This is a genomic window from Lysobacter niastensis (assembly GCF_031457115.1).
In the GTDB taxonomy this organism is placed as follows: Bacteria; Pseudomonadota; Gammaproteobacteria; order Xanthomonadales; family Xanthomonadaceae; genus Lysobacter_J; species Lysobacter_J niastensis_A.
In genome coordinates this window covers 40,226-60,293 of sequence record NZ_JAVDVY010000002.1, presented here as the reverse complement: position 1 = coordinate 60,293, position 20,068 = coordinate 40,226, and the positions used below count along the sequence as shown (strand labels likewise).

The following is a 20,068-nucleotide window of genomic DNA, read 5'->3' as shown; positions in this document are numbered from 1 at the left end:
CGGCAGAGAAGGATCTGATGCGGATCAAGGCGTTGGCGCCAATGGGATTGAAATACGGGCGGCGCGCGCCCACCTTGTCGGGTGTTGACGCCGTGCTCCGGTCGTTGTTCAGGAGGGAGCACGGATGCGCGGGCTAGGGTCGTCCGTCGCCGAGGGGGTGACCTGACCAAGGTCGCCGCTTCCGAGCCAGCTCCGCACCACCCAGGAGATCATCGTATGACTACCCGCAACCCCCTGCTGTCGAAACTGGTCCTTCCGGCCGTGATCGCCACCGTCCTGGCGTCGCCGGCATTCGCCCAGCAGGACGCCCAGTCGGATGCGAAAAACCGGCAGGTACAGCAGAAGGCACAGGCGGACAGGGCCGCCAATGCATCCGCCAACAAGTCGGATGAGGCCGCCCAGGATGCGTCCAAGGACAAGGCCAAGGACAGCAAGAAGTCCAAGGCCAAGAAGGGCGACCCCACCTACGAGCCCGAGGAAGACGACGATCGCTGAGTCGGCGTGACGTTCATTACCGCACGCACGAATTTCCTGCACGCAGACGCCCCGCATGACGGGGCGTCTGCGTTTTGCGACCTCCGACACGCCGGCAACGGCGAGATGTCGAGGAGATGAACAGCGCCTCGTGAAATTCAGGAGGCAGCGGGGTGGGCCCGCCTAGGTTCGGTCGCGTCGTCGATATCGACGGCCGAGGGCTGACGTTCTGCCCTCGTTATTTTCGGGCCGCATTTCGGCTCATCCAGGAGGTAAGACGCCATGCGTAGAGCACCCATGCATCGTTTCGTCGCTCGCAAACCCGCTGCTTCCCAGTCCGCTATAGGAAAGGTCGGCATGTTGCTCCCGGCCCTGATGGTGGCTGCGCTCGTCGCGCCGTCCGCCCGGGCCATTGACCTGGGTCTGAAGACCGGCGCTGCCGTGCAGGCCGGTCCGGTCCAGGCCGACGTATCGGCCGCAACCGATGCCCGCGCCACCGCCGGCGCGGCGCGCGAAAGTGGTGCGCGCACCGCTCGCGAAACCGGAAACCAGGTCTCTGGCACCGCGCACGCAGTCCACGACGCGGCAGGCGGAGCCGTCCGACGCGCCGGCCACGACACGGCGGCGCTTACCGCCGCGGCCCAAGTCCGGGCCGACGCCGCTGGTGCCCGCGATCACAACGCCGACGCCGCCCAGACCCGCACCGACGCCCGCCTCGGCGCGCAGGGTTCGCTGCAGGCGAACGACCGAGCGAAGACGGCCGTGGGCGCGAATGCCCGCGCCTCGGCGAGCTCGGCGATAGGCGGCTCGGAAGCCACGGCGACGCCGCCGCCGGAAGGGGGCGGTCGCTAATTCCGTCAAGGGTTTGACGATCGTTGCAAGACCCGGCCCCGGGGTTCACGCCCCGGGGTTTTCGCCATTCGCGGCACGCGACGGGTCGCGGCGAAGAGGCCGAGCCGGTAGACTATGGCTTTCCAGCGGTAGCAAAACCATGACTCCCCTGATTTTCGTCACCGGCGGCGTGGTGTCCTCACTTGGCAAGGGCATCGCGGCAGCCTCGCTGGCGGCCGTCCTCGAAGCGCGCGGACTGCGCGTGACGATGATGAAGCTCGACCCCTACATCAACGTCGATCCGGGCACGATGAGCCCGTTCCAGCACGGCGAGGTCTACGTCACCGATGACGGCGCCGAGACCGACCTGGACCTGGGCCACTACGAGCGCTACCTGCGCACGCGCCTGAGCCGCAAGAACTCGATCACCACCGGTCGCATCTACGACAACGTGATCCGCAAGGAGCGTCGCGGCGACTACCTCGGCGGCACCGTGCAGGTGATCCCGCACATCACCGACGAGATCAAGCGCTGCATCATCGAGGCCACCGAAGGCTTCGACGTGGCCCTGGTCGAGGTCGGCGGCACGGTCGGCGACATCGAGTCGCTGCCGTTCCTTGAGGCGATCCGCCAGATCCGCAGCGAACGCGGCTCGGAAGGCGCGTTGTTCATGCACCTGACCCTGGTGCCGTACATCGCCGCCGCCGGCGAGCTCAAGACCAAGCCGACCCAGCACTCGGTCAAGGAACTTCGTTCCATCGGTATCCAGCCCGACGTGCTGCTGTGCCGCAGCGAGCAGCCGCTGCCCGACAGCGAGCGCCGCAAGATCGCGTTGTTCACCAACGTCCCGGAGCGCGCCGTCATCTCGGCGGTCGACCTGGACAACATCTACAAGATGCCGCGCCGCTTCCACGAGGAAGGCCTGGACGCGATCGTGCTGGACCGCCTGCGCATCAACGCCGGCCCGGCCGACCTGTCGCAATGGGACGAGGTGGTCGACGCCAGCGAGCATCCGGTCGACACCGTCACCATTGCCGTGGTCGGCAAGTACATCGACCACCAGGACGCCTACAAGTCGCTGGCCGAGGCGCTCAAGCACGGCGGCCTGCGCCAGCGCACCAAGGTCAAGCTGAAGTGGCTCGAATCCAGCGAGATCGAGCAGCACGGCACCGAAGTGCTGAAGGACGTCGACGGCATCCTGGTGCCGGGCGGCTTCGGCGATCGTGGCTTCGAGGGCAAGGTGCTCTCCTCCAAGTTCGCCCGCGAGTCCGGCGTGCCGTATTTCGGCATCTGCTACGGCATGCAGGCGGCGGTGGTCGACGTGGCCCGCCACCTGGCCGGCCTGGACGGCGCCAACAGCACCGAGAACGACAAGGCCAGCCCGCATCCGGTGATCGGCCTGATCACCGAATGGCGCACCGCCAGTGGCGAGGTCGAGCGTCGCAGCGAAGACAGCGACCTGGGCGGCACCATGCGCCTGGGCCTGCAGGACCAGCGCATCAAGCCCGGCACGCTGGCACGCGAGGTGTACGGCAAGGACGTGATCGGCGAGCGCCACCGCCATCGCTACGAGTTCAACAACCGCTACCGCACCCAACTCGAAGATGCCGGCCTGACCATCGCCGCCAAGTCGATGGACGACCTGCTGGTCGAAATGGTCGAGCTGCCGCGTGGCGCGCATCCGTGGTTCCTGGCCTGCCAGGCGCATCCGGAGTTCCTGTCGACGCCGCGCGACGGTCACCCGCTGTTCGTCGGATTCATCCGCGCCGCGCGCGAACACAAGGCGCAGGCCGGCGGCCGGCTGCTGAAGGAAGCGACGGCGTGATCCCCGACTTCGTCATTCCTGCGAAAGCAGGAATCCATTTTGACTTGGCGGTTGCTCGTCATTCCAAACGTCCCCGGAGCGTGCCCTGTGGCTTGGACGCAACGGCAAAATGGATCCCGGCTTTCGCCGGGATGACGGCAAAGCCGCTTGCCGCCGGGATGACGGCAACAAACAGGAGCAACGCATGAAGCTTTGTGGATTTGAAGTAGGACTCGACCAGCCGTTCTTCCTGATCGCCGGGCCGTGCGTGATCGAGTCGATGCAACTGCAGCTCGACACCGCCGGCAAGCTCAAGGAAATTACTTCCGAGCTCGGCATCAACTTCATCTTCAAGTCCAGCTTCGACAAGGCCAACCGTACCTCGGCCACCAGCTTCCGCGGCCCCGGCCTGGAAGAGGGCCTGAAGGTGCTGGCCGAAGTGAAGCGACAGATCGGCGTGCCGGTGTTGACCGACGTGCACGAGTACACGCCGATGAACGAGGTCGCCGCCGTCGTCGACGTGCTGCAGACGCCGGCGTTCCTGTGCCGCCAGACCGACTTCATCCAGAACGTCGCCCGCGCCGGCCTGCCGGTAAACATCAAGAAGGGCCAGTTCCTCTCCCCGTGGGAGATGAAGCACGTCACCGACAAGGCCAAGGCCACCGGCAACCAGCAGATCATGGCCTGCGAGCGCGGCGCCAGCTTCGGCTACAACAACCTGGTCAGCGACATGCGCTCGCTGAGCGTGATGCGCGATACCGGCTGCCCGGTGGTGTTCGACGCCACCCATTCGGTGCAGTTGCCCGGCGGCGCCGGCGGCAAGAGCGGCGGCCAGCGCGAGTTCGTGCCGGTGCTGTCGCGCGCTGCGATGGCGGTCGGCATCGACGGCATCTTCATGGAAACCCATCCGGTGCCGGACGAAGCGTTGTCCGACGGCCCCAACGCCTGGCCGCTGCCGAAGATGCGCGCGTTGCTGGAAACCCTGAAGCAGATCGACGAAGTCACCAAGCGCAACGGCTTCCTCGAGCAGGAATAAGCACGCTTCGCATGCCTGGCGCGATCCGCGCCGGCGTCCGGGCGCGCGCCACGGCGCCAACTCGGCTATCGTCCGGGCTGGTGACGCAACCCTTTCCCTTGACCCTTTGATCCATTACCAATGACCACGATTGCCAAAGTCCACGCCCGCGAAATCCTCGACAGCCGCGGCAACCCGACCCTCGAGGCCGAAGTCACCCTGAGCGACGGCAGCTTCGGCCGTGCCGCGGTGCCGTCCGGCGCGTCCACCGGCACCAAGGAAGCCGTGGAACTGCGCGACGGCGACAAGACCCGCTACCTGGGCAAGGGCGTGCGAAAGGCGGTGGAGAACGTCAACGGCGCGATCGCCTCGGCGCTGGCCGGCTTCGACGCCGACGACCAAGCCGGCCTGGATAAGCGCCTGATCGACCTGGACGGCACCGAGAACAAGGGCCGCCTGGGCGCCAACGCGCTGCTGGGCGTGTCGATGGCCAACGCCCACGCCGTGGCCGCCTCAAAGAAGATGCCGCTGTGGCAGCACCTGGCGCATGGCCGCCAGGCCGTGCTGCCGGTGCCGATGATGAACATCATCAACGGTGGCGCGCATGCCGATAACAACGTCGACCTGCAGGAATTCATGATCCTGCCGGTGGGCGTGGACAACTTTGCCGAAGCGCTGCGCGCCGGCACCGAGGTGTTCCACGCGCTGAAGTCGGTGCTCAAGGGCCGCGGCCTGTCGACGGCCGTGGGCGACGAAGGCGGTTTCGCGCCGGACCTGCGCAGCAACGAAGAAGCGCTGGAGACGATTCTCGAAGCCATCGGCCGGGCCGGCTACACGGCCGGCGACGACATCCTGCTCGGTCTGGACGTGGCGTCGAGCGAGTTCTTCGAGAACGGCAAGTACAACCTCACCGGTGAAGGCAAGCGCCTGACCAGCGAGCAGTTCGTCGATTTCCTCGCCGGCTGGGCCGCGCAGTATCCGATCGTCACCATCGAGGACGGCATGGCCGAGCACGACTGGGCCGGCTGGAAACTGCTGACCGACAAGATCGGCAACAAGGTGCAGCTGGTCGGCGACGACCTGTTCGTGACCAACCCGAAGATCTTCAAGGAAGGCATCGAGCAGGGCGTGGCCAACGCGATCCTGATCAAGGTCAACCAGATCGGCACGCTGACCGAGACGCTGGAAGCCATCGCGATGGCCGATGCGGCCAAGTACGCGGCGATCGTCTCGCACCGCTCCGGCGAGACCGAGGACACCACCATTGCCGATATCGCGGTCGCGACCACGGCAACGCAGATCAAGACCGGCTCGCTGTGCCGCAGCGACCGCGTGGCCAAGTACAACCAGCTGCTGCGCATCGAGGAGCAGCTCGGCGCAGCGGCGAAGTACGCCGGCCGCAACGCCTTCGTCTCGCTCAAGCGCTGATCCGGCACGATGCGCTGGACCCGACTCCTGCTGGTGGTACTGGCGGCGCTGCTGGCGCTGCTGCAGTACCGCCTCTGGTTCGGACAGAGCGGCCGCCATGCGGTGGCCGCGCTGGACCAGCAGGTGCTCAAGCAAACCCGCGAGAACGAGGGTCTGCAGCAGCGGAACGACGCCCTCGCGGCCGAAGTCGAAGACCTCAAGTCGGGTGAAGCCGCAGTCGAGGAGCGCGCCCGCAGCGAGCTGGGCATGATCAAGCCGGGCGAGACGTTCTATCGCGTGGTCGAGCCGGAAGGCGCAGCGACCGAAGGCGAGGACAAGGCCGAAGGCGACGCCCCGGCCGGCGACGCCAGCGACAACGCGCCGTGAGCGGCACGGAACTCTGGGCCGTCATCCCTGCCGCCGGTCGCGGAACGCGATTCGGTGGCGATGTTCCCAAGCAATACCTTGAAGTTGCCGGCCGGCCGCTGATCGCGCACGCGTTGCAGGCGCTGCTGGCGCACCCGCGCGTCGCCGGAGCCATGGTGGCGCTCTCGCCCGACGACGCGCGCTGGCCGGGCTGGAAGCAGTGGAACGGCAAGCCGGTCATGCGTTGCGTGGGCGGCGGCGAGCGCGCCGATTCGGTACTGGCGGCATTGCGCGCCCTGCCGGCGCAGGTCGACGACAACACGCTGGTGCTGGTGCACGACGCCGCACGTCCCAATCTTCGCGACACCGATCTCGAACGCCTGATCGCCGTCGCCGAAGCGGCCGAACACGGCGCGATCCTGGCCGCTCCGGTGCGCGATACCCTCAAGCGTGCCGGCGAAGGCGACCGTATCGCGGCGACCGAATCGCGCGAAGGCCTCTGGCGCGCCTTCACTCCACAGGCGTTTCGCCGCGGCGCACTGATCGCAGCGCTGGAACAGGCGCGCATCGATGGCGTCGTGGTCACCGACGAGGCGATGGCGATGGAGCGCACCGGTGCCCGGCCGGCGCTGGTGGAGGGCCGCGAGGACAACCTCAAGGTCACCACGGCGGCCGATCTGGCCCTGGCCGAATACCTTCTTTCGCTGCGTGATCCGCGGTGACGGCGCCAACACAGGAAATCGCAACACCATGAACATCCGCATCGGCCAGGGCTTCGATGTCCACGCATTCGGCGAAGGTGACCACGTCGTGCTGGGCGGCGTGCGCGTGCCGCACGACCGCGGCGTCGTCGCCCATTCCGATGGCGATGTCGTGATCCACGCGTTGTGCGATGCGATGCTCGGCGCTCTGGCGCTGGGCGATATCGGCCAGCATTTCCCGCCCTCCGATGCGCGCTGGAAGGACGCCGACAGCCGCGCCTTCCTGCGCCACTGCCTGGCCTTGGCCAGCGAGCGTGGCTGGCGCATGGGCAACGCTGACATCACCGTGATCTGCGAGCGTCCCAAGGTCGGCCCGCATGCGCAGGCGATGCGAGAACTGCTGGCGCAGGACCTCGCGGTGAGTGTCGAGGAGGTCAGCGTCAAGGCCACCACCAGCGAGAAACTCGGTTTCACCGGGCGTGGTGAAGGCATTGGGGCGATGGCCGTATGCCTGCTGGTGCGCGCTTGAACGCGACCGGACACGCAGCCGAACCGGGTTTGCCGCGTGCGCTTGGCGCCGCGGTGCTGCGCGCTCAGATCCGCACGCAGCCGGAGGATTTCTTCGTCGAGGAAATGGCCGGCTTCGAGCCCACCGGCAGCGGCGAGCACCTGCTGCTGACCATCGAGAAGCGCGGCATGAACACCGCGTTCGCCGCGCAGCGCATCGCGCAGTGGGCGGGCGTGGGTGATGTCGCGATCGGCTATGCCGGACTCAAGGACCGGCACGCCGTCACCCGACAGCGCTTCAGCGTGCACCTGCCAAAGCGTGTTTCGCCGGATACGGCGACGCTGCAGCTCGACGGTCCGGGTGAGGCGCTGCGCGTGATCGACGCGCAATGGCATGCCAAGAAACTGCCGCGCGGCGCGCTGGCAGGCAATCGCTTCGTGCTGGTGTTGCGCGAAGTGCAGGGCGAGCCGGCCGCGATCGAGGCACGCCTGCAGGCCATCGCGGCGCGCGGCCTGCCGAACTACTTCGGCGAGCAGCGTTTCGGCCGTGGCGGCGACAACGTCGCCCAGGCGCTGGCGATGTTCGCCGGACGCCGCGTGCGTCGCGAGCAGCGCACGCTGCTGCTGTCGGCGGCGCGATCGGAGCTTTTCAACCGCGTCCTGGCGGCGCGCGTGAAGTCGCAGTGTTGGGATGAGCCGCTCGAGGGCGAGGTGTGGATGCTCGACGGCAGCCGCAGCGTGTTCGGTCCGGAGCCCTGGAGCGACGAACTGGCGCAGCGGCTCGGCGCGTTCGACATCCATCCGACCGGCCCGTTGTGGGGCAGGGGAACGCTGCGCAGCACCGGCGAGTGCGAGGCGCTCGAAGTCGCCGCGCTCGATGGCAGCGATGCCGCCGCGCTGCGTGCCGGCCTGGAGGCCGAAGGCCTGAAGCAGGAGCGCCGTGCCCTGCGCCTGCGGCCGGAAGGCCTGCAGTGGCGCTGGCTCGAGGAAGGTTCGCTGGAGGTAGGGTTCTCGCTGCCGGCCGGAACCTACGCGACGGTGGTGCTGGCCGAACTGGGCGACATAACCAGCCTCGGCCGCGACGGCTGACCGGCGAACAACGCCGTCTGTCGGGATATAACTTTAGTCACTGGCAGGCTTCAGGCGTCGGCGTATAAGCCACAATTGCGCACTGGCATATTCGTTGCGTGCCTGGCGTCGCCCGCTGCACTGGCACGGGCGAGGTTGTCATGGAGATGTCGTCATGAACGCATCGTTACGCATGGCTGTCCTGTCGCTGTCCGTCCTCGGCTTGGCTGCCTGCGCCGGCACCGAGGTCAAGACCGCCTACACCCAACCCAAAGATCCGTCGATCATGGATAACGACGAAGCCTATATGGCCTATGTCCAGCGCGTGGCCCAGCGTCGCGGGATCGACGTGGTATGGGTGAACACGCCGCGCAAGTCGGCTGAACAGGTGGCCAAGGAAACCGGCGAGAAGTAATCGCTGCTCGGCGCCCTGCGGCTGCCGCCGGGGTTCCTGTGCCCCGGATCAGCGGGGTCGACGGGGCGCGAGCAGTACCAATACCGCTCCCGTGCCGCCCTGGGTGGAAGGCGCGGAGTGGAAGGCCAATACGTCTGCGCGATGCCGCAGCAGGCGATCCACCAGGTTCTTCAGCACCGGCATGCCGCCGCTGGCGATAGAAGCGTGGCCGTGCAATCCCTTGCCGTGAATGATCCGCACGCAGCCCACGCCGTGCTGGGCGGCGTCGCGCAGGAAAGCGCGTAGCAACTGCTCGGCCTCGCGCGCATCCGACCCGTGCAGGTCCAGTTCCTCCTGGACCGCGATCTCGCCCCGTTTCAGGCGCTGCAGCACACGCGGCGACAACTCCTCGCGGCGATAGGAGAGGGCATCGCCCGCCTCCAGGGGTTCCGCTGACGAGCTGAGCGCGTGCCTGAATTCGTCGCGTGCGTGCGCCTCGTCGCGCTCGGTCATCCGGGCGCGCGGCCTGGGCCGCGGCGCCGTCGGCGGAGGCGCCGTCTCGCGGATGCGCCGCACCGGTCCGATCGCGGCGCGGAACAGTTCGGCATCGTCGTCGTCGCGATCTTCGGCCATGCGTCAAGCTTAGGGGCTGGCGGCGACATCGCAAGCCATGGCCGGCAATCCTCATCGGCTATCATTGGGACATCGCGGCGGATCCCTCGCCGCCGGAATGTTCAAGGGAGTTCATGCGAGTCCTGGTCAGCAACGATGACGGCGTCGATGCCCCCGGCATCCGCATCCTCGCCGAGGGCCTGCGCGCCGCCGGCCATGAAGTGCTGGTCGTCGCTCCGGACCGCGATCGCTCCGGCGCCAGCAACTCGCTGACGCTCGACGCTCCCGTGCGCGTGCAGCAATTGGACGCCTCGACCTGGCGCGTCTATGGCACCCCGACCGACTGCGTGCACGTGGCGATCACCGGCATGCTCGAGGTCGAGCCCGACATCGTCGTCTCCGGCATCAACAACACCGCCAACCTCGGCGACGACGTGATCTATTCGGGCACGGTCGCCGCGGCGATGGAAGGCCGTTTCCTGGGCCTGCCGGCGGTGGCGATGTCGTTGCAGACCGTCGACCACATCGGCCGCCATTACGAAACCGCCGCGCGGGCCGCAGTCGAGATCATCGCGCGCCTGGCGACCGATCCGCTGCCGGCCGACACCATCCTCAACGTCAACGTGCCCGACCTGCCGTGGGAGGAGGTCCGCGGTTTCGAGGTTTCGCGCCTGGGCAACCGCCACCGCGCCGAAGCCTGCATCCCGCAGCAGGATCCGCGCGGCCGGCAGTGGTGGTGGATCGGCGCGGCCGGTCCCGAACAGGACGCTGGACCGGGCACCGATTTCCATTCCGTTCGCACCGGCCATATCTCGATCACGCCGATCCAGGTCGACCTGACCCGTTACCAGGCGCTGGAACAGGTTGCCGGCTGGGTCGGCGGACTCGCCGCTTCGCTGCGCACGTCGGACGCGCCGGCATGACCCTGCGCATGCGCCTGCAGGCCGATGCGATCGGCACCGGCATGACCTCGCAACGGGTGCGCGACCGCCTGGTCGACCGCTTGCGCGAGAACGGCATCCGCGACGAGCGCGTGCTCAACGCCATTCGCACGGTGCCGCGCCACCTGTTCGTCGACGAGGCGCTGGCCACGCGCGCCTACGAGGACACCGCGTTGCCGATCGGGCACGGCCAGACCATCTCGCAGCCGTGGGTGGTGGCGAAAATGACCGAGGCACTGCTCGAAAACGAGAAGCTGCCGGTCAAGGTGCTGGAGGTCGGTACCGGTTCCGGTTACCAGGCCGCGATCCTCGCCGCGCTGGGCCTGGAAGTGCACACGGTGGAGCGCATCGGCGAGTTGCTGCGCACCGCGCGCAAGCGTTTCCGCCAGTTGGGCATGAACATCCGCAGCAAGCACGACGACGGACGCATCGGCTGGCCCGAGAACGGCCCGTTCGACGCCATCATCGTCACCGCCGCCGCGCCGGCGCTGGTGGAGGCGTTGACCGAACAGCTCGCCCCCGGCGGCACGTTGGTCGCGCCGGTAGGCGGGCCGTCGTCGCAGTCGCTGCTGAAGCTGCGCAAGGACGCCGATGGCGTGATCACGCAACAGTCGCTGGCGCCGGTGGTGTTCGTGCCGCTGCTGTCAGGGATGATCGATTGAAAGCAGTTGGGCACAGGGGAATGCATTGAAGATTTTTGGACCGCTTTACGAGCGCGCCCTGATCTGGGCCCGCCACCGCCACGCCCCTGCCTACCTGGTTGGCCTCAGTTTCGTCGAGGCGATCATCTTCCCGGTCATGCCGGAGGTGATGCTGGCGCCGATGTGCGTGGCCCAACCCAAGCGCGGGTTCTGGTTCGCAACGTTGAGCCTGTCCGGTTCGATGGTCGGAGCGCTGGTGGGTTATGCGCTCGGCCACTACGCGTTCGAAGCGGTCAAGCCGCTGTTCGCGGCGATGGGCATGCTCGGCGGCATCGAGGCCGGCATCGCGACCGTGCAGGCGAAGATGGCGGAGTCGCCGTGGGCGGTGTTCCTGCTGCTGGTGGTGGGCGGCTTCGCGCCGATCCCGATGAAGGTGTTCACCTGGGCGTCGGGAATCGTCGGCGTGCCGATGCTTCAATACGTGCTGAGCATGCTGATTGGCCGCGGCAAGCGCGTGTTCGTCATCGCCCTGGCGATACGCATGTTCGGGCCGCGTGCCGAAGCGGTGTTGCGACGCTACATCGAGCCGATCGGCTGGGCGGCCTTGGTGCTGCTCGCGGCACTGGTTGCGTGGGTGGTATGGAAGGCGAAGTTCGCCGGGTAAGGAAACGCATGACTGAACGTAGCAAGGGGATATCCACTGAGGCACGCATCGCCATCGTCGTGCTGGCGATTGCCGCTATCGGTGGTTGTTCCAGTCGGGTCATCCGCGAATCGGGCACCGCTTCGGTGGTCCAGCCTTCCAAGCCCAAGTACGGCGCCACGGCCGTGGTCAGGCGCGGCGACACCCTGTACCGCATCGCCTCCAGCAATGGCATCGCCGTGCGCGATCTCGCCGCCTGGAACGGCATTGCCGAGCCCTACACGATCCAGCCGGGACAGCGCCTGAAGCTGTATCCGGCGACCGGTTCGCGTCCTTCGACGAGCACGGCCGGTACAACCGTGACGTCCAAATCCGCGACACCGCCACGGACCCCGACGTCGGGCAAGCCGAAACCGGCGACACCAGTGGCGCCCGTGGCACCCTCGATTCCGTCCAGCAGCGGCTTCAACTGGCGTTGGCCGGCGGACGGCGATCTGATCGGCCGCTACGTCGCGGGCGATCCCACCAAGCAGGGTGTCGACATCGCCGGTAACGGCGGTGCGGCGGTGCGCGCGGCGGCCGATGGCGTCGTCGTGTATTCCGGCTCGGGTCTGGTGGGTTATGGCGAACTGGTCATCATCAAGCACAGCGAGCAGTGGTTGTCGGCCTATGGCCACAACCGCAGCCGACTGGTGAACGAAGGTCAGCTGGTCAAGGCGGGCGAGCAGATCGCCGAGATGGGACGCAGCGGCGCCGCGCGCGACATGCTGCACTTCGAGGTGCGCTACAACGGCAAGCCGGTCGATCCGCTGCTGTACCTGCCCAGGCGATGATCCGGGGCGAGGGTGCGCGCGAACCTTCGCGGTGCGCGCCGCGTCAGGTTCGTGCGTTGTTCGGCCTTCTGCTGGTCGTACTGCTCGCGTCGTGCCGTAGCGCTCCCGCTCCGACAACGCCGGTCGGTTCAGAGCAGACGCTGGACGCGGTCACTCTCAACCTTTGGCACGACCGCTCCGACTGGCCGCGGCGGCAGGCGCTGATCGTCGAAGAACTACGCCGGTTGCAGCCTGACGTCATCCTGCTGCAGGAAGTCCTGCAGGACGCAGGCCTGCCCAACCAGGCCGGGAGCCTTGCCGCACAGTTGGGCTATCAATGGTATTTCGTCTCGGCCGATCCGCCCGACCGGGTGCGCCGTTACGGCAACGCGATCCTTACCCGGCAAGCGCCGTTGGCGCGCGGCGGACGTCTGCTTCAACCTCTGGATGACTACCGCGTGGCCGGCTGGGTACGGTTCGAGTCGCATGGACGAGCGGTCACTGTCTACGTAGCGCACTTGAACTTCACCGACACCAGCGGTGCGGTTCGTGCCAAGCAGGTGAGCGACCTGTTGTCGCTGATCGAGGCCACCCACGGCGATGCGCCGGTCGTGATCGGCGGCGACTTCAACACCACGGCGGACAGCGATGAACTTGTCAGCCTGCGTGCGCGCTATCACGACGCCTATGTGGCCGCGAACGGGGTCGAGAACAGCGACGGACCTGCGAGCGTCACCCTGAATCCGCACTATCACCCGCAAGCGCGGCGCATCGATCATGTCTTTGCACAGACAAGTGCATTCCGTGTCGTGCAGGCGCGCCGGATATTGGACGAGCCCGCTCCTGGGCCGATCTGGGCGTCGGACCACTTCGGGGTCTGGGTGCGACTGCGTTTCGAGGCTACGAACCAAACGGGTAGGGCAGGCTCGCCATCTCCCGGAGTCAATCGATAGACAATCGCCCACATCGCTGGGCCTGGGACCGACCTACGCGTTCAGCAGGAAACCAGCGACCACGCGCCGCCCTTCGCCGGCGAGCACGTTGAACGTGCGGGCGGCGGCAGCATTGGTCATCACTTCGACACCGACGTTCCGGCTCAGGCAGGCCGCCAGCGTGGCAGCAGGCGGAAACACCTGGGTGGCGCCGGTGCCGAGCAGGATCACTTCCGGCTCCAACGCCAGCAGCGGCTCCATGTCCTCCGGCGCCAGCGCCTTCGCCTCGTGCGCGCGCCAGCCCTCGATCAGCCGATCGGGCGCGAGTACGAAGCTGGCCTGCAGGTGGCGGTCGTTGACCAGCGCCGAGGCGCCATCGGCACCGCGCAGGAAAAATTCGTGGTCAGGACGTTCCAGGTTCAGCTGCATGTTTCGGTTCGGCTGAGGTTGGAGCCGTGCGCGCTCAGGCCCGCGGCAGCACGATCTGGCGCCTTTCCTTGCTGGGACGGTACAGGATCGCGGTATGGCCGATCCGCTGCACGAGGGCGGCACCGGTGCGTTCGGCGAGGTCGTCGATCATCGCGTCGCGGGCGTCGCGATCCTCGGCGCCCACCTTGACTTTGATCAGTTCGTGGTGCTCCAGCGCCAGGTCGATCTCGGCCACCAGCGACTCGGTGATGCCCTTGCCGCCGACCTGCAACATGGCCTTCAGATCATGGGCCTGGCCGCGCAGGAAACGGGTCTGGGCGGCGGTCAGGAGGGTCGGCATCGGGGCACGCGAAGCGGGAGCGGGGAGGTCGTGCAGGGTATCATGACCGCCCCCTACCGATCGCCGACCGACGTCCGCGCCCATGGCGACCCGCAGCAAATCCAGCCAGCGCTGGCTCAAAGAGCACTTTTCCGACCCCTTCGTGAAGAAGGCCCAGGCGGAAGGGCTGCGTTCACGTGCCGCCTACAAGCTCGAGGAAGTGGTCGCGCGCGACCGTCTGCTCAAGCCGGGCATGGTCGTGGTCGACCTGGGCGCCGCCCCGGGCGGCTGGTCCCAATGGATCCGCCAGGAACTGGACCGGCTCGATCCGGCCCGTCCGGGCCGCGTGATCGCCCTGGACATCCTGGAGATGCCCTCCCTGGCCGGCGTCGAATTCCTTCATGGGGATTTCAGGGAGGATGCGGTGCTATCGCAGCTGGTGGACAGCCTGGGCGGCAAAACGGTGGACCTTGTCCTGTCGGATATGGCCCCCAATAAGAGCGGTGTGGATGCCGTCGACATGCCGCGGGCGATGTACCTGTCCGAGCTGGCGATGCATTTTGCCGACCAGCACCTGCGTACCGGTGGCGCGTTCCTGATCAAGCTGTTCCAGGGCGTGGGTTTCGACGAGTACGTGAAGGAGCTGCGCCGGCGCTACGACAAGGTCGTGATCCGCAAGCCGGAGGCCTCGCGCAAGCGTTCGCCCGAGGTGTATGCCCTGGCACAGGGCAAGCGTGCGGTAATGAAGTAAGGTGCCACCGGCGCATTGCGCCGCCCCCGCGGTAACAACGCCGACAGGCGACAGGTAGGAATAGATGAACGACTTGGCCAAGAATCTGCTGCTCTGGGTGATCGTCGCCGTCGTGCTGATGGTGGTGTTCCAGGCGTTCGGCCCGCGCGCTGCCGGCAGCGAGACGCTGGCCTACGACCAGTTCGTGCAACAGGTTCAGACCGATCGGATCAAAGAGGTCAAGATCGGCGAGGATCACTCCACGATCACTGGCGAACGCAAGGACGGCAGCAAGTTCACCACCTACAGCCCGGGCGACAAGGATCTGGTCAACGACCTGATCACCCACAAGGTCGCCATCGAGCAGGCGCCGCCGCAGAGCGGCCCATCACTGCTGTACATCCTGATCAACGTGCTGCCGTGGCTGTTGTTTGTCGGCATCTGGATCTATTTCATGCGCCAGATGCAGCAGGGTGGCAGCAAGGGCGCGATGAGCTTTGGCCGCTCGCGCGCCAAGCTGCAGGGCGAGGACCAGGTCAAGGTCACCCTGGCCGACGTCGCCGGCTGCGACGAGGCCAAGGAAGAGGTCGGCGAGCTGGTCGAGTTCCTGCGCGATCCGGGCCGCTTCCAGAAGCTGGGCGGCAAGATTCCGCGAGGCGTGCTGATGGTCGGCCCGCCGGGCACCGGCAAGACCCTGCTGGCCCGCGCCATCGCCGGCGAGGCCAAGGTGCCGTTCTTCAGCATTTCCGGTTCTGACTTCGTCGAAATGTTCGTCGGCGTCGGCGCCAGCCGCGTGCGCGACATGTTCGACCAGGGCAAGAAGCACGCGCCGTGCATCATCTTCATCGACGAGATCGACGCGGTCGGCCGCCATCGCGGTGCCGGCCTGGGCGGCGGTCACGACGAGCGCGAGCAGACGCTGAATCAGCTGCTGGTCGAGATGGACGGCTTCGAAGGTGGCGAGGGCGTGATCGTGATCGCCGCGACCAACCGTCCCGACGTGCTCGACCCGGCGCTGCTGCGTCCGGGCCGCTTTGACCGCCAGGTCGTGGTCGGCCTGCCGGACGTGAAGGGCCGTGAGCAGATCCTGCGCGTGCACATGCGCAAGCTGCCGCTGGCCGACAACGTCGAGCCGATGACGATCGCTCGCGGCACTCCGGGCTTCTCTGGTGCGGACCTCGCCAACCTGTGCAACGAGGCGGCGCTGTTCGCCGCGCGCGAGAACGCGAAGGAAGTCCGCATGGACCACTTCGACAAGGCGCGCGACAAGATCCTGATGGGCGCCGAGCGCCGCTCGATGGCGATGAGCGAAGACGAGAAGAAGCTCACCGCCTACCACGAGGCCGGTCACGCCATCGTCGGCCGCATGGTTCCCGAGCACGATCCGGTCTACAAGGTCACGATCATCCCGCGCGGCCGCGCGCTGGGCGTGACCATGTACCTGCCCGAGGGCGACAAGTACAGCTACAACCGGACCGCGATCGAGTCGCAGCTGTGCTCGCTGTATGGCGGCCGCGTCGCCGAGGAGCTGATCTTCGGCACCGACAAGGTCACCACCGGCGCCTCCAACGACATCGAGCGCGCGACCAAGATGGCGCGCAACATGGTCACCAAGTGGGGTCTGTCGGACGAACTCGGCCCGATCGCCTACGGCGAGGAGGAAGACGAGGTGTTCCTGGGCCGTTCGATCACGCAGCACAAGAACGTGTCCAACGAAACAGCGCGCCGCATCGACGAAGTCGTGCGCGGCATCCTCGACAAGGCCTACGGACGCACCACGCAGATCCTCAAGGACAACCTCGACAAGCTGCACGCGATGGCCGAGGCGCTGCTGCTTTACGAGACCATCGACGCCCATCAGATCGACGACATCATGGCCGGCCGTACGCCGGGTCCGCCGGCCGACTGGTCCAAGTCGAACAAGCCGGCCAAGGACGACGGCGAGCGTCCGGGCGCGATCGGCGGGCCTGCGGCGCAGACCTGATCCGAACGTACGTCGAAAAGGCCGGGGAAATCCCCGGCCTTTTTGTTGGGCGGGTCCTGGTGCCGGAGCGCCTGCTTCACTGCGCTTCCTTCGACTTCGCTGCGCTACGCTCAGGACGAACGGAACGGGCGATCGGGCTGGTTCCCAAGAACATCTTGGTGCCGGGCAGATCCACCGTTCGTCCTGAGCGTAGCGCCGCAGGCGCGAAGTCGAAGGTGGACCAGACGAAGCGGCCGATCCTTCCGCCGCCCTCCCGCTCCGGCTACGCTGCCGCAACGCCTTCAGGAGCCGCGCGATGTTCGACACCTCCCTGACCCTCGACTGCAACGGCCGCGCGCTGGTGCTCGACCGCCCGCGCATCATGGGCATCGTCAACGTCACGCCCGATTCGTTTTCCGACGGCGGCGCCCATCACACGTTGGAAGCGGCCGTCGCGCACGGGTTGCAGCTGGCGGAGGAGGGGGCCGACATCCTCGATATCGGCGGCGAATCGACGCGCCCCGGCGCCGCCGACGTGTCGCTGGAAGAGGAACTGCGCCGCGTGGTCCCGGTGATCGAACAACTCGCCCGGAAGACATCGCTGCCGATCAGCATCGACACCTCCAAGCCGGAAGTGATGCGTGCAGCGGTCGCCGCCGGCGCCGGCATGATCAACGACGTCTATGCGTTGCGTCGCGATGGCGCGCTCGATGCTGCCGCCGCGCTCGGCGTGCCGGTGGTCCTGATGCACATGCAGGGCGAGCCACGCTCGATGCAGGAGTCGCCGCAATACGACGACGTCGTCGCGCAGGTGCATCGCTTCCTCGCCGAGCGCATCTTCGCGGCTGAAATGGCCGGCATCGCCAAGAAGAAGATCGTGGTCGATCCCGGCTTCGGTTTCGGCAAGAACACCCGGCACAACCTGACGCTGCTGTCGCAACTGGAGCGCTTCAGTGAGCTTGGCGTGCCCTTGCTGGCGGGAATGTCGCGCAAGCGCACCATCGGCGAACTGACCGGTCGCGACGATCCGCGCGATCGCGTGTACGGCTCCGTGGCAGCGCACCTGATCGCCGCGCAACACGGCGCACTGCTGTTGCGCGTGCACGACGTGGCCGCCACCGTCGATGCGATCAAGGTGTGGAATGCGCTGGCAGCGATGCCGCAGCCGCGCAAGGAAAAGACCACGGCTGCCAGTTTCAAGTGGCCGGATGACGAGTGAGTGGTTTGTCGATCGATAGCGAATTTGCTTTCACTATGTGGCCGTTCAACAAGGGCGCACTTTTCGAGGCACGCGTTCCACGCAGATCGCCGTTTTGCATGCGTGGAAGTTTTCTTAAGACGGGCTCGATCCCCTGCTGGACAATATTTCACCATTCCTTGCGAACCCCTTGCCACGCAAGGCTGACAGCATCCTTTCCACACTGCTGTCCGCAGCGTTGTCCACAGCGTCTGTGGACACGTGACATGCATGTCCTCGCGCGGCGTGGGAAGGCGGCATGTCACAACCGATCCGTCAAGAAAAAACATTGGACAAAAATTCGCCAAAGTCGCGAAGAGGCCCGCCGCAGCTGGCCTGCATGGTCATAGTCCCGGGAATGTCCGCAGGCTTGTCCACAGGTAATGTGGACAGCATGTTCCACGCGCGAAGTTGATGCGATGCGACATGGGCGCGATGGAGATTCGACGCCCTGTCCGCCGATTGCGATCTGTCAAGCCGAAGCGCTGGTCAAAAAATAGCCAAACTCCAGAGGCGTCCCGTCGTTGCAGGCTCGCGCCGCCTTCATCACGCGTCTGTCCGCAGGCTTGTCCACAGGCAATGTGGACAGCGAGAGTGGGCTGGCGAAAAAACCGCCAAACACCCGCGGGCCCTTGCCAGGACTGGTCCGTAGCGTCTTATCAACAGGCTTGCCCCATCGGTTCTCCACAGCCATTGTGGAAACCCCGAGCTCGACTGTGCGAGGCTTCGCTTCCGCCACCGGTCCAGGGCCTGTTCGACACCTCGCCATGCCCGCTGATCAACGCCCGATCGCCATCGCGCTGATGGGCCCGACCGCATCGGGCAAGACCGCGCTTGCGCTGGAATGGGCGCAACGCCTGGGCGGGGAGATCGTCAGCGTCGACTCCGCGCTGGTCTATCGGGGCCTGGACATCGGCGCGGCCAAGCCCACCGCCGACGAGCAGGCCCAGGTGCCGCACCACCTGATCGACCTGCGCGATCCCTGGCAGCCGTATTCGGCCGCCGAGTTCGCGGTCGATGCGCGACGAGCGCTGGACGATATCCACGCGCGGGGCCGAATGCCGATCCTCGCCGGCGGCACCGGCCTGTATTTCCACGCGCTGCTGCATGGGCTGTCGCCGATGCCCGAAGCCGACCCGGCCACGCGCGCCCGGATCGAGGCCGAGGCGGGCGAGCGCGGGTGGGCCGCGCTGCATGCCGAACTGGCGGCGATCGATCCGCAGGCCGCGATGCGCATTCACGCCACCGATGCGCAGCGTATCCAGCGGGCACTGGAGGTCTACCGGTTGTCCGGTCGCACCATCAGCCAGTGGCGGCTGGAGTCCATTGCCGCGCCACGCCTGCCGTACCGGGTGCTCAAGCTGGTGCTGGCACCGGGCGACCGCGCGGTGCTGCATGAGCGCATCGCGCTGCGCTTCGATGCAATGCTGGCGGGAGGTTTCCTGGATGAAGTCCGGCAGCTTCGGGCCGTGCCGGAGCTCCGCGACCATCCGAGACCGCTGGACTTGCCGGCATTGCGCGCGGTCGGATACCGCCAGGCCTGGGAACATCTTGAGGGCGCTTGCGACGCCGCAGCGTTCCGCGACCGTGGCATCTACGCCACGCGCCAGCTCGCCAAGCGCCAGCTGACGTGGTTGCGGGGTGAACTCGATGCGCGCTGGTTCGATCCGCAGCACGAGCGCGCCGCGCTGGAGGCGGCCTTGGCGCTGTTTGTGGGCACAGGTCGCTGACTGCGATCCCGCGAAAGGGGTGTCGCATCCCCGACGCCGGTCGCAGACCTGGCATTCGACTGAACTGGACACGAACAGCACTACCGACTTGCGTTACCATCGGCCCCGTCGCCGCTGTGGGGACAGGCCGGCGACACGGCCACCCGAACCAGGCCGATCACCCTATAACTAGAACTCGACCGGGGAGTAACAGATGTCCAAGGGGCAATCTTTGCAGGATCCTTTCCTGAACGCGCTGCGTCGCGAACGTGTGCCGGTTTCGGTGTACCTGGTCAACGGCATCAAGCTGCAGGGGACCATCGAGTCCTTCGACCAGTTCGTGGTGCTGTTGCGCAATACCGTCAGCCAGATGGTCTACAAGCACGCCATTTCCACCGTGGTGCCGGCGCGCAACGTGCGCGTGGGACCGGGCGGCGGCTACGTGCAGTCGTCCGAGGGCGGCGAGGGCGGCGAGGGCGAGGAAACCGAGTAAGCCCGACAAGCCGGATAGGACCGGTTGAAGGCAGGGCGGC

At 66.9% G+C, this 20,068-nt stretch carries 23 protein-coding genes; 20 read left to right on the top strand and 3 right to left on the bottom strand.

Annotated features, from left to right (window positions below; translation table 11 throughout):
- The first annotated feature begins 216 nt into the window (after positions 1 to 216).
- The 10 genes from J2X06_RS09395 to J2X06_RS09350 all read left to right on the top strand — a co-directional run bounded on the left by J2X06_RS09395 (position 217) and on the right by J2X06_RS09350 (position 8,588).
- Positions 217 to 495, top strand: a complete 279-nt coding sequence (locus tag J2X06_RS09395; RefSeq protein ID WP_310061471.1) for a hypothetical protein — start codon at positions 217 to 219, stop codon at positions 493 to 495.
- A 336-nt stretch (positions 496 to 831) separates the two neighbouring features.
- Entirely contained in the window at positions 832 to 1,326 is a 495-nt protein-coding gene (locus tag J2X06_RS09390) for a hypothetical protein (RefSeq protein WP_310061468.1), read from the top strand.
- A 139-nt stretch (positions 1,327 to 1,465) separates the two neighbouring features.
- Entirely contained in the window at positions 1,466 to 3,130 is a 1,665-nt protein-coding gene (locus tag J2X06_RS09385) for a CTP synthase (protein ID WP_310061466.1), read from the top strand.
- A gap of 184 nt (positions 3,131 to 3,314) precedes the next feature.
- Positions 3,315 to 4,145: a 3-deoxy-8-phosphooctulonate synthase gene (kdsA, locus tag J2X06_RS09380; RefSeq protein WP_310061463.1), complete on the top strand. Its 831-nt coding sequence runs from the start codon at positions 3,315 to 3,317 to the stop codon at positions 4,143 to 4,145.
- Between the two features lie 120 nt (positions 4,146 to 4,265).
- The gene (gene eno, locus J2X06_RS09375) at positions 4,266 to 5,552 is read left to right on the top strand and encodes a phosphopyruvate hydratase (protein WP_310061461.1); all 1,287 of its coding nucleotides are present in this window, start codon (positions 4,266 to 4,268) and stop codon (positions 5,550 to 5,552) included.
- 9 nt (positions 5,553 to 5,561) lie between these two features.
- On the top strand, positions 5,562 to 5,918 hold the full coding sequence (ftsB, locus tag J2X06_RS09370) for a cell division protein FtsB (RefSeq protein ID WP_430539555.1): 357 nt from the start codon (positions 5,562 to 5,564) through the stop codon (positions 5,916 to 5,918).
- On the top strand, positions 5,915 to 6,619 hold the full coding sequence (ispD, locus tag J2X06_RS09365; protein ID WP_310061458.1) for a 2-C-methyl-D-erythritol 4-phosphate cytidylyltransferase: 705 nt from the start codon (positions 5,915 to 5,917) through the stop codon (positions 6,617 to 6,619). The genes ftsB and ispD overlap by 4 nt, the downstream gene beginning before the upstream one ends.
- 28 nt (positions 6,620 to 6,647) lie before the next feature.
- Positions 6,648 to 7,127, top strand: a complete 480-nt coding sequence (ispF, locus tag J2X06_RS09360; RefSeq protein ID WP_310061454.1) for a 2-C-methyl-D-erythritol 2,4-cyclodiphosphate synthase — start codon at positions 6,648 to 6,650, stop codon at positions 7,125 to 7,127.
- The gene (truD, locus tag J2X06_RS09355) at positions 7,106 to 8,194 is read left to right on the top strand and encodes a tRNA pseudouridine(13) synthase TruD (protein ID WP_430539554.1); all 1,089 of its coding nucleotides are present in this window, start codon (positions 7,106 to 7,108) and stop codon (positions 8,192 to 8,194) included. The genes ispF and truD overlap by 22 nt, the downstream gene beginning before the upstream one ends.
- Before the next feature lie 154 nt (positions 8,195 to 8,348).
- The gene (locus J2X06_RS09350; RefSeq protein WP_310061449.1) at positions 8,349 to 8,588 is read left to right on the top strand and encodes a hypothetical protein; all 240 of its coding nucleotides are present in this window, start codon (positions 8,349 to 8,351) and stop codon (positions 8,586 to 8,588) included.
- A gap of 48 nt (positions 8,589 to 8,636) precedes the next feature.
- Here the strand turns inward: J2X06_RS09350 and J2X06_RS09345 are convergent, their stop codons facing one another.
- Positions 8,637 to 9,200 (bottom strand): Smr/MutS family protein, encoded by a 564-nt coding sequence (locus J2X06_RS09345; protein WP_310061446.1) that lies wholly within the window; start codon positions 9,198 to 9,200, stop codon positions 8,637 to 8,639.
- Positions 9,201 to 9,313: 113 nt separating this feature from the next.
- On the opposite strand from J2X06_RS09345, the gene surE reads away from it, so the two are divergent.
- From surE to J2X06_RS09320, 5 genes are read left to right on the top strand one after another with little or no spacing between them, the layout of a single operon-like run.
- The gene (gene surE, locus J2X06_RS09340) at positions 9,314 to 10,102 is read left to right on the top strand and encodes a 5'/3'-nucleotidase SurE (protein ID WP_310061444.1); all 789 of its coding nucleotides are present in this window, start codon (positions 9,314 to 9,316) and stop codon (positions 10,100 to 10,102) included.
- On the top strand, positions 10,099 to 10,782 hold the full coding sequence (locus J2X06_RS09335) for a protein-L-isoaspartate(D-aspartate) O-methyltransferase (RefSeq protein WP_310061442.1): 684 nt from the start codon (positions 10,099 to 10,101) through the stop codon (positions 10,780 to 10,782). The genes surE and J2X06_RS09335 overlap by 4 nt, the downstream gene beginning before the upstream one ends.
- 25 nt (positions 10,783 to 10,807) lie before the next feature.
- Positions 10,808 to 11,425 (top strand): YqaA family protein, encoded by a 618-nt coding sequence (locus J2X06_RS09330; RefSeq protein ID WP_310061441.1) that lies wholly within the window; start codon positions 10,808 to 10,810, stop codon positions 11,423 to 11,425.
- A gap of 8 nt (positions 11,426 to 11,433) precedes the next feature.
- Positions 11,434 to 12,237 carry a peptidoglycan DD-metalloendopeptidase family protein gene (locus J2X06_RS09325; protein WP_310061437.1) on the top strand — a complete coding sequence of 268 codons (804 nt, stop codon included), beginning with the start codon at positions 11,434 to 11,436 and terminating at the stop codon, positions 12,235 to 12,237.
- Between the two features lie 56 nt (positions 12,238 to 12,293).
- A complete protein-coding gene (locus J2X06_RS09320; protein ID WP_310061434.1) occupies positions 12,294 to 13,169 on the top strand; it encodes an endonuclease/exonuclease/phosphatase family protein in 876 nt (291 codons plus the stop codon).
- 33 nt (positions 13,170 to 13,202) lie between these two features.
- Here J2X06_RS09320 and J2X06_RS09315 read toward each other — a convergent pair whose 3' ends face one another.
- Together J2X06_RS09315 and yhbY are read right to left on the bottom strand one after the other, a co-directional pair.
- Complete coding sequence (locus J2X06_RS09315) at positions 13,203 to 13,577, bottom strand: Mth938-like domain-containing protein (protein ID WP_310061432.1); 375 nt, start codon at positions 13,575 to 13,577, stop codon at positions 13,203 to 13,205.
- Between the two features lie 34 nt (positions 13,578 to 13,611).
- Positions 13,612 to 13,917: a ribosome assembly RNA-binding protein YhbY gene (gene yhbY / locus J2X06_RS09310; protein WP_310061430.1), complete on the bottom strand. Its 306-nt coding sequence runs from the start codon at positions 13,915 to 13,917 to the stop codon at positions 13,612 to 13,614.
- 82 nt (positions 13,918 to 13,999) lie between these two features.
- On the opposite strand from yhbY, the gene rlmE reads away from it, so the two are divergent.
- The 5 genes from rlmE (at position 14,000) to hfq (ending at position 20,028) form a co-directional block, all read left to right on the top strand.
- Positions 14,000 to 14,647, top strand: a complete 648-nt coding sequence (gene rlmE / locus J2X06_RS09305; protein WP_310061427.1) for a 23S rRNA (uridine(2552)-2'-O)-methyltransferase RlmE — start codon at positions 14,000 to 14,002, stop codon at positions 14,645 to 14,647.
- Between the two features lie 64 nt (positions 14,648 to 14,711).
- Positions 14,712 to 16,610 carry an ATP-dependent zinc metalloprotease FtsH gene (gene ftsH, locus J2X06_RS09300; protein WP_430539553.1) on the top strand — a complete coding sequence of 633 codons (1,899 nt, stop codon included), beginning with the start codon at positions 14,712 to 14,714 and terminating at the stop codon, positions 16,608 to 16,610.
- A gap of 295 nt (positions 16,611 to 16,905) precedes the next feature.
- Positions 16,906 to 17,808, top strand: a complete 903-nt coding sequence (gene folP, locus J2X06_RS09295) for a dihydropteroate synthase (RefSeq protein ID WP_310061425.1) — start codon at positions 16,906 to 16,908, stop codon at positions 17,806 to 17,808.
- A 785-nt stretch (positions 17,809 to 18,593) separates the two neighbouring features.
- Positions 18,594 to 19,556: a tRNA (adenosine(37)-N6)-dimethylallyltransferase MiaA gene (miaA, locus tag J2X06_RS09290; RefSeq protein WP_310061423.1), complete on the top strand. Its 963-nt coding sequence runs from the start codon at positions 18,594 to 18,596 to the stop codon at positions 19,554 to 19,556.
- 193 nt (positions 19,557 to 19,749) lie between these two features.
- The gene (gene hfq, locus J2X06_RS09285; protein ID WP_310061422.1) at positions 19,750 to 20,028 is read left to right on the top strand and encodes an RNA chaperone Hfq; all 279 of its coding nucleotides are present in this window, start codon (positions 19,750 to 19,752) and stop codon (positions 20,026 to 20,028) included.
- Positions 20,029 to 20,068 lie beyond the last annotated feature (40 nt).

Coding starts and splice junctions, on each gene's coding strand:
- J2X06_RS09395 (WP_310061471.1), top strand. CDS start 217: ATGACTACCCGCAACCCCCTGCTGTCGAAACTGGTCCTTCCGGCCGTG.
- J2X06_RS09390 (WP_310061468.1), top strand. CDS start 832: ATGTTGCTCCCGGCCCTGATGGTGGCTGCGCTCGTCGCGCCGTCCGCC.
- J2X06_RS09385 (WP_310061466.1), top strand. CDS start 1,466: ATGACTCCCCTGATTTTCGTCACCGGCGGCGTGGTGTCCTCACTTGGC.
- kdsA (WP_310061463.1), top strand. CDS start 3,315: ATGAAGCTTTGTGGATTTGAAGTAGGACTCGACCAGCCGTTCTTCCTG.
- eno (WP_310061461.1), top strand. CDS start 4,266: ATGACCACGATTGCCAAAGTCCACGCCCGCGAAATCCTCGACAGCCGC.
- ftsB (WP_430539555.1), top strand. CDS start 5,562: ATGCGCTGGACCCGACTCCTGCTGGTGGTACTGGCGGCGCTGCTGGCG.
- ispF (WP_310061454.1), top strand. CDS start 6,648: ATGAACATCCGCATCGGCCAGGGCTTCGATGTCCACGCATTCGGCGAA.
- truD (WP_430539554.1), top strand. CDS start 7,106: ATGCCTGCTGGTGCGCGCTTGAACGCGACCGGACACGCAGCCGAACCG.
- J2X06_RS09350 (WP_310061449.1), top strand. CDS start 8,349: ATGAACGCATCGTTACGCATGGCTGTCCTGTCGCTGTCCGTCCTCGGC.
- J2X06_RS09345 (WP_310061446.1), bottom strand. CDS start 9,200: ATGGCCGAAGATCGCGACGACGACGATGCCGAACTGTTCCGCGCCGCG.
- surE (WP_310061444.1), top strand. CDS start 9,314: ATGCGAGTCCTGGTCAGCAACGATGACGGCGTCGATGCCCCCGGCATC.
- J2X06_RS09335 (WP_310061442.1), top strand. CDS start 10,099: ATGACCCTGCGCATGCGCCTGCAGGCCGATGCGATCGGCACCGGCATG.
- J2X06_RS09325 (WP_310061437.1), top strand. CDS start 11,434: ATGACTGAACGTAGCAAGGGGATATCCACTGAGGCACGCATCGCCATC.
- J2X06_RS09315 (WP_310061432.1), bottom strand. CDS start 13,577: ATGCAGCTGAACCTGGAACGTCCTGACCACGAATTTTTCCTGCGCGGT.
- yhbY (WP_310061430.1), bottom strand. CDS start 13,917: ATGCCGACCCTCCTGACCGCCGCCCAGACCCGTTTCCTGCGCGGCCAG.
- rlmE (WP_310061427.1), top strand. CDS start 14,000: ATGGCGACCCGCAGCAAATCCAGCCAGCGCTGGCTCAAAGAGCACTTT.
- ftsH (WP_430539553.1), top strand. CDS start 14,712: ATGAACGACTTGGCCAAGAATCTGCTGCTCTGGGTGATCGTCGCCGTC.
- folP (WP_310061425.1), top strand. CDS start 16,906: ATGTTCGACACCTCCCTGACCCTCGACTGCAACGGCCGCGCGCTGGTG.
- miaA (WP_310061423.1), top strand. CDS start 18,594: ATGCCCGCTGATCAACGCCCGATCGCCATCGCGCTGATGGGCCCGACC.
- hfq (WP_310061422.1), top strand. CDS start 19,750: ATGTCCAAGGGGCAATCTTTGCAGGATCCTTTCCTGAACGCGCTGCGT.